General features: G+C 63.7%; 13 protein-coding genes. 7 read left to right on the top strand and 6 right to left on the bottom strand.

Features of this window, described 5'->3' with window-relative positions; genetic code table 11:
• Positions 1-3 precede the first annotated feature (3 nt).
• Positions 4-933 (top strand): cation diffusion facilitator family transporter, encoded by a 930-nt coding sequence (locus NKJ28_RS30665; RefSeq protein WP_502894484.1) that lies wholly within the window; start codon positions 4-6, stop codon positions 931-933.
• A 217-nt stretch (positions 934-1,150) separates the two neighbouring features.
• On the opposite strand, the gene NKJ28_RS30660 is transcribed toward NKJ28_RS30665, so the two are convergent.
• Positions 1,151-1,399, bottom strand: a complete 249-nt coding sequence (locus NKJ28_RS30660) for an antitoxin (protein WP_352638275.1) — start codon at positions 1,397-1,399, stop codon at positions 1,151-1,153.
• A 56-nt stretch (positions 1,400-1,455) separates the two neighbouring features.
• Positions 1,456-2,538, bottom strand: coding sequence for a hypothetical protein (locus NKJ28_RS30655; RefSeq protein ID WP_352638273.1), 1,083 nt, complete (start codon positions 2,536-2,538; stop codon positions 1,456-1,458).
• Between the two features lie 101 nt (positions 2,539-2,639).
• Here NKJ28_RS30655 and NKJ28_RS30650 point away from each other — a divergent pair, with 101 nt between their 5' ends.
• The 6 genes from NKJ28_RS30650 to NKJ28_RS30625 all read left to right on the top strand — a co-directional run bounded on the left by NKJ28_RS30650 (position 2,640) and on the right by NKJ28_RS30625 (position 9,271).
• Positions 2,640-3,098 (top strand): DsrE family protein, encoded by a 459-nt coding sequence (locus NKJ28_RS30650; RefSeq protein ID WP_352456435.1) that lies wholly within the window; start codon positions 2,640-2,642, stop codon positions 3,096-3,098.
• 171 nt (positions 3,099-3,269) lie between these two features.
• Complete coding sequence (locus NKJ28_RS30645) at positions 3,270-4,067, top strand: SDR family NAD(P)-dependent oxidoreductase (RefSeq protein WP_352638271.1); 798 nt, start codon at positions 3,270-3,272, stop codon at positions 4,065-4,067.
• Positions 4,068-4,116: 49 nt separating this feature from the next.
• Positions 4,117-4,425 (top strand): putative quinol monooxygenase, encoded by a 309-nt coding sequence (locus NKJ28_RS30640; RefSeq protein WP_023679530.1) that lies wholly within the window; start codon positions 4,117-4,119, stop codon positions 4,423-4,425.
• Between the two features lie 269 nt (positions 4,426-4,694).
• Positions 4,695-5,783, top strand: coding sequence for an AbrB family transcriptional regulator (locus tag NKJ28_RS30635; protein ID WP_352638269.1), 1,089 nt, complete (start codon positions 4,695-4,697; stop codon positions 5,781-5,783).
• A gap of 186 nt (positions 5,784-5,969) precedes the next feature.
• The gene (locus NKJ28_RS30630) at positions 5,970-8,057 is read left to right on the top strand and encodes a TonB-dependent siderophore receptor (protein WP_352638268.1); all 2,088 of its coding nucleotides are present in this window, start codon (positions 5,970-5,972) and stop codon (positions 8,055-8,057) included.
• The gene (locus tag NKJ28_RS30625) at positions 8,057-9,271 is read left to right on the top strand and encodes an MFS transporter (RefSeq protein ID WP_352638267.1); all 1,215 of its coding nucleotides are present in this window, start codon (positions 8,057-8,059) and stop codon (positions 9,269-9,271) included. The genes NKJ28_RS30630 and NKJ28_RS30625 overlap by 1 nt, the downstream gene beginning before the upstream one ends.
• Positions 9,272-9,291: 20 nt before the next feature.
• Here the strand turns inward: NKJ28_RS30625 and NKJ28_RS30620 are convergent, their stop codons facing one another.
• The 4 genes from NKJ28_RS30620 to NKJ28_RS30605 form a co-directional block, all read right to left on the bottom strand.
• A complete protein-coding gene (locus tag NKJ28_RS30620; RefSeq protein ID WP_352638265.1) occupies positions 9,292-10,368 on the bottom strand; it encodes a siderophore-interacting protein in 1,077 nt (358 codons plus the stop codon).
• Positions 10,369-10,562: 194 nt separating this feature from the next.
• Entirely contained in the window at positions 10,563-10,877 is a 315-nt protein-coding gene (locus NKJ28_RS30615) for a nuclear transport factor 2 family protein (protein ID WP_352638264.1), read from the bottom strand.
• Between the two features lie 18 nt (positions 10,878-10,895).
• Positions 10,896-11,672, bottom strand: coding sequence for an esterase family protein (locus NKJ28_RS30610; RefSeq protein WP_352638263.1), 777 nt, complete (start codon positions 11,670-11,672; stop codon positions 10,896-10,898).
• Between the two features lie 4 nt (positions 11,673-11,676).
• A complete protein-coding gene (locus NKJ28_RS30605; RefSeq protein ID WP_352638262.1) occupies positions 11,677-12,843 on the bottom strand; it encodes an ATP-grasp domain-containing protein in 1,167 nt (388 codons plus the stop codon).
• Positions 12,844-13,232: the final 389 nt, after the last annotated feature.

The raw sequence follows: 13,232 nt of genomic DNA, 5'->3' as shown, positions 1-13,232 counted from the left end.
CCAGTGACCGCGGCAGAAATCAAAGCCGCCGCCAGGCAGAAGGTCGCCAGCCTCGCCTTCTGGTCGATCGTCGTCGCCTGCGTCGTGCTCGGCCTGAAGCTGGTGGCCTGGTACGTCACCGGTTCGGTCGCGCTTTATTCGGACGCGCTGGAATCGATCGTCAACGTCATTGCCTCGGCCGCCGCCTATTGGGCGATCCAGGTCAGCTACAAGCCAGCCGACCAGGACCATCCGTTCGGCCACCACAAGGCCGAGTATTTCTCGGCCGTCCTCGAAGGCGTGCTGATCGTGCTTGCCGCCTTGCTGATCCTCAATGAGGTCTGGTGGTCCTGGCAGCATCCTGCGCCGCTGGAACAGCCATGGACCGGCCTTGCCGTCAATGGCGTCGCAACGGTCATCAACGCTGTCTGGGCCTTGACGCTGATCCGCACCGGCCGAAGCGAAAAATCGCCGGCTCTCGTTGCCGACGGCAGGCACATCATGACCGACGTGGCGACCTCGGTCGGTGTGTTCATCGGCCTGGTCGGCGCCGTACTGACCGGCTGGCAGGTTCTCGATCCGGCACTTGCGGTGATCGTGGCGCTGAACATTCTGTGGCAGGGCTGGCACGTCATCGGCTCGTCGATGAACGGGCTGATGGACCGCGCCGTCGACACCCAGGAACATATCCGCATACGCGACATCATCTCGGCCAATTGCAAGGGCGCGCTCGAGGTCCACGACCTGAAGACGCGCATCGCCGGCCGCGCCACCTTCATCGAGTTCCACCTGGTCGTCGACGCCGACATGTCGGTCGGCGCCAGCCACGTCATCTGCGACCGCATCGAGGACGCGCTGCAGGCAGAGATCCCTTCCGTCCGCGTCATCATCCATGTCGAGCCCGACGACGAGGCGAAACTGCCCAAGGGCACGACGGCCGTGCCCTTTGCGTGAAGCGATAGCGGGACGCCGCCATCCAAAACCTTGAGGTCGGCGGGACAGCACCCCCCTTTGTCCTGCCGGACATCTCCCCCTCAAGGGTGGAGATTGGATGTCGCTTCGGCTTTCGCCAACCTCCACGAAGAGCGCTGTCGGCGAAGCTGCAAATCTCCCCACTTGAGGGGGAGATGTCCGGCAGGACAGAGGGGGGCGCGAAGGATCGCTGCAGCTCTCATTCCGAGCCGCTGCACGCCATGGATTCCAGGGCCTGATCCGACGAACTTTCCAACGCTGCCTCCGCGAAATCGTCGTCAACCGGACCTATCACTCTGTCCAGCCAGGCCCAATCCTGGGCAAGAGGCTCGATTATGACGCTCTGGCCGTGGCGGCGGATCAAAACCTCTTCGGTGTCGAAACGGTACTCCTTCGGCAAGCGCACCGCCTGCGAGCGGCCGGACCAAAACACCTTTGTCTTGCGCATTGCATCCACCTCCTCGTCACATTCGGCTAATTTCGAACCGGGGATCCGAACTACGATCAAGGCCCGCAGGCAGCCTGCGGCATCGGCTCCAGCCGGTAGACCTTGTCGTCGGACATTGTGTCGCCCTCCGCCGAACACAGATCGATGATCGGCAGACCGCTGTTCGGGTTGGCCAGCATCATCGTGCCGTTGGCGCCGCGGCGAAGGAAGACCTCCTGTTGCGCGATATCGCAGGAGGCACCACCCGTCTTCGCGCTCGCCGCGCAGCGCCACTGGTCGCCCTCGCCCTGACAGTTATAGACCTGCGTGACCTTGGCCGATTTCTGCCGCGTGGTAACCGAAACGGCGATATCGGCGCCGCTTGGCCAATTGGCCGGATCGCCCTCCTTGGCGAAAGACGCCAGCTCGACCGGTCCGCGGAAAACCCTGATCGACCGGGTCAGCTGATCGGGATGCGAGCCGAGATGCGCGGCGTCGTAGTCGCGTCCGTAGCAGAAGGGCTGGTCCGGCTTCAGCCGCTCGCGCAATGGCGGGCCAAGGGCCGGGTCGATCGGGTCGATGCGCGCGAACTCCGCCTTGCAGGTGGCGGCCGGCATCGGGTCGAGCCTGAAGCCGTTGTCGTCCTTGCCCAGCGCCTGCCTTTCGTATTCCGCCTTGCCGAGCTCGTCTTCCGATCCGGCGTCGAGATAGAGATCGGGCTGCACGTCCGAGACGATCAGCCGGCCTTTGTCGTCGACCTTCAGCGAAGCCATGGTGCGATCGCAGTCCATGCCGCAGCGGATCGGGCCGGTCTTGCCGTCCTCCGACTCATGACTGCACCAGCCGCCGAGCCATTCCGGCGCCTCGGCGCCGCGTACCGTCGTCGCCATGAAGCCATTGTAGGAGGAATCGATGCCGGTGCTTGGCTCCTCGTTTGGTCGGCTGACCGGATCGCGGCCGTAATAGAAGAAGATGCGCGCCACCTTCTGCTGCGGATGCGACTTGAGATGCGCGGCGTCGTAGACGCGGCCGAAGCAAGCGTCCTTGCCGTCGGGGCTGAGCTCGGTGAGCTTGAGCGTGTCGTCGGCGAAAGCAGCACCGGCGACGGCGGCAAGCAAGGCAACCCCAACTCCGGCGCCCATCACGGTCCTTGATATCATGCTGGCTCCCCCTGCCCCGACAAGACGTGGCTTCAATTTATGCTAGGATTGAGGTCGAGGCCACGCAAATTGCGCGGGCCGGCCAAATGGGAGATGAAGCCATGCGACGCCGCGATATTTTCCGCGTCGGTCTTGCCGGGGCCGCCGGGCTGTTCGGGCTGCGCCCCATCAAGGCCGCAGCTAGTGAAGTCAAGCCGGCGGCTGCCGAAGAGGAAAGGCAAAAGGTCGCCTATCACCTCAGCGACCTCGACAAGGTCAATTTCGTGCTCGGCAACATCAAGAACCACTTCGAAGGCACCGACGGCAAAGTCGACATCGCGCTTGTCGTGCACGGCCCGGCACTTGCCGCCTTCAAGTCGAAGGGCATATCGGCCGCCATTTCCGGGCGGTTCGCCGGCCTTGTCCAGGATGGGCTCAGCCCGCACGCTTGCGCCAACACCATGCACGGCATGGATATCGGCCTGGCCGACCTGCTCGACGGCTTCCATGCAGCCGACAGGGGCGGCGTCGTCAAGCTCGCCGAATTGCAACGCCAGGGCTACGCCTATCTCAGGCCATAGGGCAATTCCAGGAAAAGTGTGAAACGGTTTTCCGTCCGGAATTGCGTCAAGACAAAGAGGGAGCGGTTCGCCGTTTCCGTGAAACGGTGAACCGCTCTAAACTTTTACGGACTTGAACGCGAGGACTGCGAGGGCCTACGAAGAGCAGGCAGAGTCCCCGGAGGAATAGACGTGCCAGCCACCACCACCCTTGTCAGCCCCTCTCTGGTCATCCCCGACCTTGCCGGAAAGGCGGTCCTGGTCACCGGCGCCTCGACCGGCATCGGCGCGGCGCTCGCACTCGCCTACGCCGCGCAGAAATGCCGCGTCGCGCTGCACTACAATTCGAGCCGGGTGGCTGCCGAAAACCTGGCCGCGACCATTCGCAACGGTGGCGGCGAAGTGTTCCTCACCCAGGGCGATTTCTCGATCCCCGCCGATGTCGAGCGCGTCGTCGAGGACAGTGCGCAACATTTCGGCCGGCTCGACGGCCTCGTCAACAATGCCGGCGGCATGCTCGGCCGCGTGGCCTATGCCGAGCAGACCGAGGCGCATTACGACGCGGTGATGGACCTCAACGCGCGTTCCGTGCTGACAGCTTCGCGCAAGGCAATCCCATGGCTGAAGCGGCAGGGTGGCTTCATCGTCAACACCTCCTCGATCGCCGCGCGCAACGGCGCCGGCGGCGGCGCCGGCCTGTACGGCTCGGCCAAGGCCTTCGTCTCCAACGTCACGCGCGGCATGGCCAAGGAGCTGATCGGTTTCAACATCCGCGTCAACGCGGTGGCGCCCGGCACGATCGCGACACCTTTCCACGAGCGCTACTCGACCGACGACCAGATGAAAGGCATGATCGCCACCATCCCGCAGGGCCGCGCCGGCACCGCCGAGGACTGCGTTGGCGCCTATCTGTTCCTCTCCTCCGATCTGTTGAGCGGCTACATCACCGGCCAGGTGATCGAGGTGAATGGCGGGCAGTTGATGCCGTAGACGGCGAACTGCATACTCCTGGTTGCGTCATCTCAACGGAGCAAAGCGAATGTACGGACTGATCGGCAAGATGCGGGCGATGCGCGGCCAGCGTGACGCAATGATGGATATCCTGCTCGCCAGCACCGGCGCCATGCCCGGCTGCCTGAACTACATCATCGCCACCGACCCGGCCGATGCCGACGCGATCTGGGTGACCGAAGTGTGGACCGACGCCGAAAGCCACAAGGCTTCGCTGCAGCTGCCCGAAGTCCAGGCGGCAATCGCCAAGGCACGGCCGATCATCGCCGGCTTCGAGTTCCAGGTGGAGACGCATCCTGTTGGCGGGTTCGGGTTGGCGGCGGCGAAGGCGGGATAGAGGAGAGGCCGGCGGGACAGCGCCCCCCTCTGGCCTGCCGGCCATCTCCCCCTCAAGTGGGGAGATTGGCAGCTTCGCCGACAGCGCTCTTTTTTGGAGATTGGCGAAGGCCGACGTGACATCCAATCTCCCCACTTGAGGGGGAGATGTCCGGCAGGACAGAGGGGGGCGCGAAGGATCGCTGCGGATGGTTGGTGCCATTACCACCCAAGCCCTTTTCCGCGCAAAAAGGGTTCGCATTTTTTCGCGACCGGTCTAAGAGCCCATCTATGGATTCTTCCCCGAACCCGCCGGCCATCGAGCACCTGGCGCGGATCCACAAGGCTTGGCAGTGGCCGGTCCTGGTGGTGGTCTCGGTGCTGTTTGCCGGCGCGCTGGAACTCGCCGCCCTGCCCGCCGCGCTCTTGATCGGACCGATGCTGGCGGCCATCGCTGCCGGCACCAACGGCGCCACGGTGCGCGTGCCGCGGGTTCTGTTCGGCTCAGCCCAGGCGGTCGTCGGCTGCCTGGTCGCCAGTTCCATCTCGGCCGATATCTTTCCCGTCTTCTACAGGGAATGGCCGCTGTTCCTTGGCGTCGTGATGGCGACGGTCGCGGCATCCAGCCTGCTCGGCTGGCTGATCAGCCGCTGGCGCATCCTGCCCGGCACCACCGCGGTCTGGGGCTCGTCGCCGGGCGCCGCCACCGCCATGGTGCTGATGGCCGGTGCCTTCGGCGCCGACCAGCGCCTCGTCGCCTTTATGCTATATCTGCGCGTCATCTGCGTCTCAATGACGGCAGCCCTGGTGGCCAAGCTCTGGGTCGACACCTCGGGCATCGAGGTGCCGGCCATCGTCTGGTTTCCGCCGATAGACCCGCAAGGCTTGGCCGCAACATTCGGCGTGGCGCTGGTTGGCGGCCTCGCCGGAAAGCTTTTCCGGCTGCCCTCGCCGTTATTCCTCGGCACCTTCATTTTCGGCACCGTGATCCATCTCGGGCTCGGCGTGACCATGCAGTTGCCGCCCTGGCTGCTCGCCTTGAGCTATACGATGATCGGCTGGAGCATCGGCCTGAATTTCACCAGGGCCATTTTGCGCCACGCGGCCCGCGCGCTGCCGCAGATCGTCGGCTCGATCATTGCCCTGATCGTCTTTTGCGGCGGCCTCGCCTTCCTGATCAGCCGCCTGCTCGGCATCGATCCGCTGACCGCCTATCTGGCAACCAGTCCCGGCGGCATGGACAGCGTCGCCATCATCGCCGCCGCCGCGCAGCATGTCGACATCTCCTTCGTCATGGCGCTGCAATCGGCACGCTTCCTGATCGTGCTTCTGGTCGGCCCAAGCGTGGCGCGGCTGGTGGCGAGAAGCCTCAAACCATAGCAGCTTGCCTCTGCCTGCTTCGCAGCCGGTTTTCCTGAAACCGGTCGCACTTTGCTGCCGCCGACCGTATCGGGCCAGCACGCGCACGAGCTCAAAAAATAACTTGACTCAAATACTCAGATTTGAGAGCCCCCTTCCGTCAATGTTGTACGGAAGAGTGGAGACGAGTTGATGCGGATACGGACGATGACATGGCTCCTGGGGATATCATTGCCGGGCAGCATGGCCCTGCTCGGCCTGTCCGCGCCGGCTCACGCCCAGGACCAGGGCGGCGTCACCGTTCTCAACAAGATCGAGGTCGATGCCGAGAGCGACGAGATCCTCGTGCAAGACGGCTACGTCGCCAAGAAGGACCGCATCGGCACCAAGACCGACACGCCGATAGTCAAGATTCCGCAAGCGGTTTCGGTTGTGACGCAAAAGCAGATCGAGGACCAGAAGCCACGCACGCTGAACGAATCGCTCGGCTATGTCGCCAGCGCCAATCCGAACAGCTTCGGCTTCGACACCCGCTATGATGCCTTCTTCCTGCGCGGCTTCCAGGCCTTTTACAACGGTATGTTCCGCGACGGGCTGCGCCAGTACAACGGCCCCTCGGCCTGGTTCAAGACCGAGCCCTACGGCATCGAGGGCGTCACCATACTGAAGGGTCCGGCCTCCTCGCTTTACGGCATCAGCGGTCCGGGCGGCATCGTCAATCTGGTCACCAAGCGCCCCAAGGAAGAACAGTTCCGCGAAGTCGAAATGCTGCTCGGCGCACGCAATCATTTCCAGGCCGCACTCGACGCTTCCGGCCCGGTGAACGAAGACGGCAGCATCCTCTATCGCTTCACCAGCCTCGGCCGCACCAGCGACACCGACCTGGTCGGTTATCCCGACGACAAGATCTATCTGGCGCCGGCAGTCACCTTCAAGCCGGATGAGGACACCAAGCTGACCATCCTCGGCGAATATTCGAAATCCGTCACCGGCGGCACCGCTGCCTTCTACAATTCGGGCGGCGCTCTGACGGACCTTTATGAGGGCGATCCCGCCTGGAACGACTTCGACCAGACCCAGGGCCGCATCGGCTACGAGTTCGAGCACCGTTTCAACGACGTGCTGACGGTCCGGCAGAATCTTCGCTACAGCGCCGTCGACAGCGACATCGAGTACAGCGGCCATTACCCGGACGGCCCGGATCTGAAACGCTACTGGGGCCACTACACCGAGACCATGAAGAACTTCGTCGTCGACAACATGGCGCAGTTCGAATTCGATACCGGCCAGGTCAGGCACACGGCGGTAGCCGGCATCGACTACGCCTGGTCTAATTATGACGCCGACAGCGGTATCTCCTATGTCTCCGTCGACGACATCAAGGCTGCTCCGGTTCCTTACTATGGCGGGCAGGAGATGAACCAGCTCGGCGCCTATCTGCATGACCAGATGGAGTGGAACGATTTCACCCTGTTCGCCAGCGGTCGCTACGACTGGGCCGACACCACCTCGACCGCCGCCGACTTCACCAAGTCCAAGCAGAACGACAGTGCCCTTTCCGGGCGGCTCGGCCTGTCTTACCAGACCGAATGGGGCATCACGCCCTATGTCAACTATTCGACGTCGTTCTCGCCCAATATCGGCTTCGTCTATGACGATGTCAGCAGCCCCATCGGTCGTGTCGCCCGTCCGACCATCGCGACGCAGAAGGAAATCGGCGTCAAATACGAGTTTGCCGATTACAACGCCGCCATCAGCGCCGCTCTGTTCGACATCGACCAGAAGGATGGCGTCGTCTTCGACGCCTCGACCGGCATCAACAAGCAGCGCCAGCTCGACCTCAACTCGCGCGGCGTCGAGCTGGAAGCCAGCGCCTCGCTCGACAACGGCCTCAGCATACTCGCCTCTTACACCTATCTGCGCGTGAAAATCGAACGCGGCGCCACGGGAACCGCAGGCAAGGAACTGTCGGCAACGCCAAATCACATCCTGTCGCTCTGGGGGCAGTACCAGTTCGAGGACGGCACGCTGCAGGGGCTCGGGCTGGGCAGCGGCGTTCGCGTCGCCGGCAGCAGCTATGGCGACGACACCAACACCTTCAAGAACGACGCGCGCGCCTTCGTCGACGCCTCGCTCTCCTACGATTTCGGCTACCGCAATCCCAAGCTCGAGGGCGTGAAGCTGCAGGTCAACGCCAAGAACCTGTTCGACACTCAAAAATCCATCTGCTCGGCCGGCTATTGCTACCGCGACGAGGGCCGCTCGCTGTTCGCTAGCCTGCGCTACCGCTTCTGATGTCGATCGCCGTTTCCAGCCAGGCATCGACGCCTGTCGCGATCGTCCTGGCGATCGGCGGGCTCTACGTCGCGCAGAGTGTGATCGGCGGCATCACCTGGGCGGGCCTGCCGGCGGTGATGCGCGACCAGGGCCTGCCGCTCGACCGGATCGGCCTGGTCTCGCTGATCGCGCTGCCATGGGCGCTCAAGTTTCTATGGGCGCCGGCCGTCGAGCGCTATCGGCTGCCGCCGGTCGGCAAGAACCGCACCGGCACGATCGTAGCCGCCGGTGGGCTCGTGTCCATCGCCGGGCTGTGGGCCGTCGGCGCGCTCGGCCCGGAGGGCTGGTGGCCGGTTCTGGCCTGCCTGACCATCGTCGCCTTCGCCGCCTCGACGGTCGACATTGCCTGCGATGGTTTCGCCGTGCAGAGCCTGGCTAAGGAAAACCACGGCTGGGGCAATGCCGCGCAGGTCGGCGGCGCCTATCTCGGCTCGGCCATCGGCGCCGGCCTGTTTCTGCTTCTGGTCGACGCTTATGGCTGGCGCATCGCCGTTTGGGCGATGGCCTTGCTGCTCCTGCCGCTCGGTCTGCCCTTCCTGCTCGGCGTGGCCAGCCGCGCGCGCGAGGAGACGCGCGCGCATGTTCCCAGCCTTCTCGACGCGTTGAAGCGTCCCGAAATTCGGCGCGGCCTGGCAGCGTCGGCCATCTATGTCCTGGCCCAGAAGGCGGCACTCGCCATGCTCGGACCATTCCTGATCGACGCCGGGCTCGACCTCTCGATGGTCGGACTTGTCAACGGCGTCGGCAGCATGTTCGTCGGCCTGGCTGCCGCACTCGCCGGCGGCGCTCTCGTCAGATGGTTCGGCCCGCGCAACGTGCTCGTCCTGGCGCTTTTCCTGCAGGCCGGATCGCTGTTCTTCTTTTCGGTCTTCGATTTTCTTGGTGACTTCTCGACCACCGCTTTGATGGCCATCGCGGTGCTCAGCTCGTCCGGCTTCATGGCTCTCGGTTTCGTCGCGCTTTACGCGCAGTTCATGCGCTGGTCAGATCCAAGACAGGCGGGCGTCGACTTCACGCTGTTCCAGTGCATGGACGCACTGATGAGCATGGCCGGCGGGATCGCGGCCGGCTACGCGGCGCAGTATTTCGGCTATGGCGCGTTCTTCGCCGGCGCCGGCCTCGTCGCGCTGCTGGCCGCCCCGGCGATCGCCTTCGTATCCGACCGCCGCTGACTGCGGAGCATCGTCGCGCACTATTCTTCGCCGCCGTCCGCCGCTTGCGTCCCTCGGCGCCAGTAGGCGATGACCAGATGCCGGTCGCGCGGCACACCCCACTCCTTGCGGACAATCCTGCGGATCTCGCGGAAATCACCGAACTCGCATCCGGCCCAGACATAGAGATTGTCGGCAAGCGCGGTCCGGCTCCGCTGCCGCAGCACCGCTGGCAACAGGCTGGCTGTGCCAGCCTCGCGCCCATGCCGATAGAGCCAGGTGACGGCAACGGTCTCGCCTGCGGCCAGCGCGATCCGGTCGTCCGGGCCGTCGACCTCGATGAACGCTTCGGCGCGGGTTGACGGCGAAAGCTGCTCCAGCATCCTGCCGATCGCCGGAAGCGCGGTGTCGTCGCCGAGCAGCAGCAGGTTTTGCGCCTCGGGCACGCCGCCGCCACCGGGTCCAATCATGCCGATGACCTCGCCGGCAACCGCCTTTTCGGCGAAAGCGGCCGCCGGCGTATCCATACCGGGGTGGAGGACGAAATCGACATCCAGCCAGCCGCTTGCGGCGTCCAGTGCCCGGATCGTGTAGACCCGCACGACGAGCGCGTCCTCGCCCGACGGCCAGACCATCAGGCCGTCGGCGCCCATCGACGGCCACACGGGCAGCCTGCCGCGCGGCGGCAGCAGCAGCCGCACATGCAGGCCGCCACGGCCAAAGCGGCCGAGATCGTTGCCGGCGAAGCGGACGCGCTGCATATGCTGAGAAATCCGCGTCGAGGACACCACCGTGATCTCGCGGAAGAACACCGGCGTGCCGGCATCGCTGCCGTCGCCCTGCCAGGCGATGCCCCTGATCGTGCCGAGATGTTGCGAAAAATGGCCGGCAACCGCCATCTTCATGTAGGACAGGCAGGTTTCATCCTCGGCCGCGACGCGGATCAGCACGCTGTTGTCACCGAGCGTCGCCTTCAACGAGCCGTAATGCGTGCGAAATTCCCAATGATCGGCAAGGCCGGTATCGATCTCTGATTCGCCGTGCTCGGCGCGCAGCCTGTCCATCGCCGACCGGATGGCGGCACCGCTGATCCGGGTTTGCGCACTCAATTGCTCCATCGCTCAGCCTTTCGGTGCCGTTTGAATTCGAGATCGCCCTAGACGTCGGCGCCTTTGCGGCATGCCACAGCCGGCCTGGCGTTTCCACTAAAAGATGATAAACAGAGTCATGTTTTTGGCATTAAGCCAATGAGTTCCGCGCGAGCAACGGCGGCCGTGTCGGCGAGGTGGCCTAAAGGGCCTCAAAATGTCCTTCAGCTGATCACCAGGCTGGAGATGCGGTCGTCGTCCAGGGTGAACGCCATGTCGCCCTCGCCGTTGAAGCCGTTGCCTGTGACGGCAATGCGGACGTGATAGGTCTCGCCCGCCGGTTCGATACGAATGATACTAAGTTTGGACTGCACGCCGATATTGTCCGACTGGTTCCAGCGCGCAATCTGCTCGCGGCCCTTGAACGACCGGCCCCAGTCGCTCAGGAAGGCATCGGGCGTGAACGTCTCGAGGAAAGCTTTGGTGTCGCCGGCATTGGTGGCTTCGACAAAGCGGCGGATGGCATCGGGCGTGGTCATTTCCTTCCTCCAGGTGGCCTAATCCAGCCGGTGCATCAGATCGTCGTCCAGCCAGCGGGCGAAGAAATAGACCAGTTGCTTGTGCCACCACGGCCATTCATGCGCGGCATCGCCGCCCCAATAATCGACCCAGGCCGGAATCGACTTGTCACGCAGGATCTGTTCCAGCGCCTGCGTATCGGCCAGCATCCGTTCCTCCCAGGCACCCTGCCCGCAGCAGAAGATCAGCCGCAGCGCCTTCAGCCTGCCAAGCAGCCCCGGATCGACGATACCCGGCAGGTAGTCGAGCGGCGAGTTGAAGAAAATCTGTCCGTCGAGCGCGCTGCCGAAGAAATCGTGGGTCGAATAAACCCCTGACAGCGCGATGACGCCGCTGGCCAGTTCCGGAAAGCGGAAGACGAAATTCGACGAATGATAGCCGCCCATGGAGCAGCCGCAAAACAGCGGCTTCAGCGTACGCCCGCCATTGGCCTGGGCCGCGGCAGACAGGAGTTCCGGCAGCGCCTCTTCGCGCACATAGCGGAAATACGCTTCATGCCGGGCGATGCGATGGGCCGGCTCGGCATGGCGGTCGAAGAAGGATTCCGCATCGATGCCGTCCAGCGTGAACAACTGGATGCGACCCGTGTCGACGAACTCGGCGAGAGCCGAAACCGCGCCGGAATCCTCGAACTGGTAGAACCGCCCTTGCGAAGTCGGGAACACAACCACGGGTCGGCCGGCATGGCCGTAGCGCTTGTATTCCATGTCGCGGCCGAGGTTGCGGCCAAAACCCTTGTGGTACGAAACGTCCATCGCCTCACGCCTTTTCCGCATGGATGTAGTCGACCGCCCGGCGCAGCGCCTTCGGGTCGGGGGAGCGCAGCTGATAGGCGTAGTTTCCCATGGCGCGGCTGAAAACCTCCTCGATGGCGTGATGATGGACGATCATGCCGCCATGGGCGGCCAGCACGTCGGCATGGCTGTGCACATAGCTGAGATGCCGCTTGCGGCTGGCATAGGCGGTGAAATACTTGCCCCTGTAAGGGCCGCCGGCGGCGTCCTTGACCACCATGTCGGCCCAGGCGGCATAGACATCGATATCGAAGGTGTAATTGATGGCATCGGTCATCCAGGCGCCAGGCGGCCGCATGTTGACCTCCAGCGCGATGACCCGGTCGTCCCTGGTTTCGAACAGCTCGATGTGGAAGAAGCGCTCGCGCACGTCGAACGCCTTGAGGATTTTCCTGCCGGCCTCCTCGACCGCCCGGCTGATCTCGGGAAAACAGACATAGCTCATATGGCGGTCGCGGTTGACCACCTCCATGACGCTCTGGTCGTAGCGGTGGCTGGCGGCCAGCACCACCTCGCCGTCGCGGTTGACCAGCCCGTCATAGGTCACCACCAGCCCTTCGATGAATTGCTCCATGACGAAGCTGACGCCTTCCGGCTTGTCCCTGAAGAAGCTGTCGAGTTCGCCGGCGTTGGAGATTTTGAACGTGTTCGAGGCGCCGGAGCCGGAATCCGGCTTCACCACCACGGGATAGCCGACACGGCGGATGAAGGTCATGGCGCCGGCGCGGTCGGAGCATTTGCGCTGCGCAATGGTCTCGACGCCGCTCTTGCGGAAGAACGCCCGCATGCGGCTCTTGCGTTTCAAATTCTTGACGAAGTCGAGCTTGGTGCCGAAGATGTTGAAGTCGGTGCGGATATTGGCTTCCAGCTCCAGCCAATGCTCGTTGAGCGATTCGAACCGGTCGACGCGGCCCCATTTGTGGATGAAATGGCCGATCGCCCGGAACACCGGCTCGTACTCCTCCATGTCGTCGATGCGGTAATATTCCGAAAGGGCTGCCTTCAATTTGCCGTCCAGCGCATCGAACGGCGCGTCGCCAATGCCGAGCACGGTGGCGCCGGCCTTCTTCAGCCGGTCGCAGAAATCGGCGCCATTGGCTGGAAAATGCGGCGAGAAGAACACGAAGTTCATGGACGATCCCTCCCGGCGGCGAGCCATCGCACCCCCGCCGACAATCGACTCTGGCGCATTTGCCGGGCTCGGGGAAGAGCAACTGGATCAGGTGAGCGGCTCGGTCCGCGAAAGGTGACGCCAAAACCGTGAAATAAAAAACCCGCCTCGACGGCGGGTCCTCGGCGCCAATCAGCACCATACCCAAATTAGTAGCATAGCTGCCGGCACAAAGCAAGAACAAAGTTGCTATAATCAGGAAAAATCGCTTTCATGTCGGCGCCGCGCCTTCATTGCAGCTTGGGTTCCTCGCCCCACGAAAATGGCTAGGGGATGCACACATCTTTTCGTTGCGTCGATGACTCCTCTGTGAGTTGCGGCGTCGGGTTGGTGTGTGATTCTGTAGGCGA

Origin of the sequence: Mesorhizobium sp. M0145, from assembly GCF_040322355.1 — a bacterium.
GTDB lineage: Bacteria > Pseudomonadota > Alphaproteobacteria > Rhizobiales > Rhizobiaceae > Mesorhizobium.
The sequence above is the reverse complement of the archived record's forward strand: the minus strand, read 5'-3'. Positions and strand labels throughout refer to the sequence as shown.